Origin of the sequence: Nocardioides sp., from assembly GCF_004803405.1 — a bacterium.
Taxonomy (GTDB): domain Bacteria; phylum Actinomycetota; class Actinomycetes; order Propionibacteriales; family Nocardioidaceae; genus Nocardioides; species Nocardioides vastitatis.
In genome coordinates this window covers 1-2,810 of the sequence record NZ_SSXI01000159.1, presented here as the reverse complement: position 1 = coordinate 2,810, position 2,810 = coordinate 1, and the positions used below count along the sequence as shown (strand labels likewise).

The window sequence follows — 2,810 nt, the reverse complement described above, 5'->3', positions numbered from 1 at the left end:
CGACCGCCCGCCTCTTCCCGCCTTGCTGCGCCGCCTATGGTCGCACTCCTCTAGCGCCTACCTCGGTTGCTGGTCGATCTCCTTGGCGAGCTCTTCGGCCAACCACTTCCGCTGCCTGCGCTGGCGCTGCCGCTCCTCGCCGATCAGTGCCTTCGCCGTCGCGAAACACATGCCGATCATCACGAAACTGAACGGGAACGCCAGCAGGATCGCCATCGTCTGCAGCGCGCCCAACGGATTGGCACCGGCTGCGGATCCCGCGAGCAGCAGCACCGCGGCGATCGCGCCCTCCATTGCAGCCCAGAACGCGCGGCTCCACACCGGCGGGTTCGGGTTGCCACCGGAGGAGAGCATGTCGACCACGTACGACCCGGAGTCGGAGCTGGTCACGAAGAAGATCACGATCAGCATGATCGCGAGACCGCTCGTGATCGCCGCCAACGGCAGCAGATCGAGCATCTGGAACAGTCCGGTGGTCGAGTCGACGCCCTCCTCCCCGATCAGCCCGCCGCCCTGGAAGACCTCCTGGTAGAGGGCGGTGCCGCCCAGCGCGGAGAACCAGATGAAGGTGACCAGGGTGGGCACCAGCAAGACCCCGATGACGAACTCGCGGACAGTGCGGCCCCTGGAGATGCGGGCGATGAATACCCCCACGAAGGGTGCCCAGCTGATCCACCAGCCCCAGTAGAAGGTGGTCCACCCACCCAGCCACTGCTTGCCGTCCTCATGGAATGGCATGGAGTTGAAGGAGAGTCGGAAGAAGTTCTGAATGTAGGAGCCGATCTGGGACACGAACTCGCTGAGGATGAACACGGTCGGCCCGGCCACCATCACGAACGCCACCAGGGCGATCGCCATCACCATGTTGATGTTCGACAGCCACTTGATGCCCTTGTCGATTCCGGTGACCACCGAAACCAAGGCGATCGCGGTGATCACGACGATCAGCACCACTTTGAGACCGTCGCCGGCGTCGTCGACCACACCCAGGTAGCCGAGGCCGCCACTGATCTGACTGACCCCCAGACCGAGCGAGGTGGCCACGCCGAACAGCGTGCCCAGCACCGCGATCACGTCGATGGCGTCACCCCAGAAGCCGTTGATCCGATCACCCAGCAGCGGATGCAGCGCCCAGCGCAACGAGATCGGGTGGCCCCGCCGGTGCACCGAGTACGCCACCGCCAGGCCCACCACCACATAGATCGCCCAGGCATGCAGACCCCAGTGCAGGAACGTGGTGTCCATCGCGGTGCGCGCCGCCTCGGCCGGATCCGCCGCCGGGCTCCCCGGCGGCGGCGCGCTGAAGTGGTTGAGCGGCTCGGCCACACCCCAGAACACCAGCCCGATGCCCATCCCGGCCGCGAACAGCATCGCGAACCACGAAGCGAGCGAGAACTCCGGCTCCTCACCGTCCTTACCGAGCACGATATTGCCCATGTGGGACGCCGCGATCCAGATTGCGAAGCCCACGAACCCGGCAGTGATCGCGATGTAGTACCAGCCGAGTTCTTGCACGACATTGGTGTTGGCCCGGCCGATCCAGTCCCCCACGCGCTCGGGGAAGATCGCGGTGACCGCGATGAACACCACCAGCAGCCCCGCAGCGGGGTAGAAGACGCGAGGACACGGAATCAGCGACCCGCTCGGCGGCCGATGGGCCGGCCCCGCAGGTTCGATGGGATGGATCGGTTCGTGTTCCTGTCTCGGAATGTCCTGTGTCATTCGAGTGTCACCGGCTTCCTTCGCAGAAGTCCAACAGTGCCCTTTCACGCTATCGAGGTCTTCTGGCCGACGCACGCGAATCGTGGGCTTGTCCTCAGCCACGAGTGGCAGACGATGGCCCCGCGCTCGTGCCCACGACCGGTCACCGGCAGGCCGCGTCGCGGACCAGGCCGGTGTCGGCGAACTGCTCGAAACGGACGATCAGTCCGCCCCTGACCACGAAGTGGTGGGCCACGCGCACGGCTAGTGGTCTGCCGGTCGCACGGTTGCGCGCGGTGTAACGGGCCAGGACGACCACGCTCTCGCCGTCGACGATGTAGCTGTCGTCGTGGGCGGTCCAGCCGTCCCATTCGGCCGCCAGCTTCTCCATCACGTTCGCCGTGACCCCCTCGGGGGTGCGGTACGTGCCGGCGAGGAGGAAACCTGCCATGGCGAACAGCAGCTGTCGGCTCACCGATTCCTGGGCCCAGCACCTCAGGCGGGTCCAGGCGTCGGACCGCGTTCTTCCCGGACGATCCGGAGTGACCGCCCCGTGCCGCGTGCGAGCTCGGGGAGCGCTTGCACGACCCGAACACCAACAGCAGGACGGCCAGCATGTGGCACGGGAGCGACCACTCTCATGGAACGACGCGAAGGACGGCGTGTGGCGGCCTATCGTTGACCGGTGCCCCACCAACTTCTGCCGTTCCTCGCCGTCGCCGCATTGCTCACCCTGACTCCCGGGCCAGACATGGCGTTGGTGCTTCGCAACGGTATTCGCGGAGGCGTCCGCACCGCTTGGTGGACAGGTCTCGGTTGCTGCACAGGTATCGCGGTCTACGCGGCGGCTTCTGCGGTCGGGCTGGCAGCGGTGCTTGCCGCTTCCACCACCGCATTCACGCTGATCAAGTTCGTTGGAGCCGCCTACCTCATCTATCTCGGGGTGATGGCACTCGTGCACTCACGAAAGGGGGCACCGCCGACCGACGGACACGGAGCGGTCCTCAGTCGCGCACACGAACCGGTGCTCGGACGGGCCCAAGCATTCCGTCAAGGGCTCATGAGCAACCTCCTCAACCCCAAGATCGCACTGATCTTCCTGACGCTCA

Annotated in this window: 3 protein-coding genes; 1 reads left to right on the top strand and 2 read right to left on the bottom strand. The window is 66.0% G+C overall.

Annotation, left to right across the window (positions count from 1 at the left end):
• Positions 1-57: 57 nt before the first annotated feature.
• Entirely contained in the window at positions 58-1,824 is a 1,767-nt protein-coding gene (locus E7Z54_RS11475; protein ID WP_206056163.1) for a BCCT family transporter, read from the bottom strand.
• Positions 1,825-1,864: 40 nt separating this feature from the next.
• Positions 1,865-2,176, bottom strand: coding sequence for a nuclear transport factor 2 family protein (locus E7Z54_RS11470; RefSeq protein ID WP_206056162.1), 312 nt, complete (start codon positions 2,174-2,176; stop codon positions 1,865-1,867).
• A 210-nt stretch (positions 2,177-2,386) separates the two neighbouring features.
• On the opposite strand from E7Z54_RS11470, the gene E7Z54_RS11465 reads away from it, so the two are divergent.
• On the top strand, positions 2,387-2,810 hold a 424-nt coding region (locus E7Z54_RS11465), incomplete at its 3' end, for a LysE family translocator (RefSeq protein WP_136433799.1).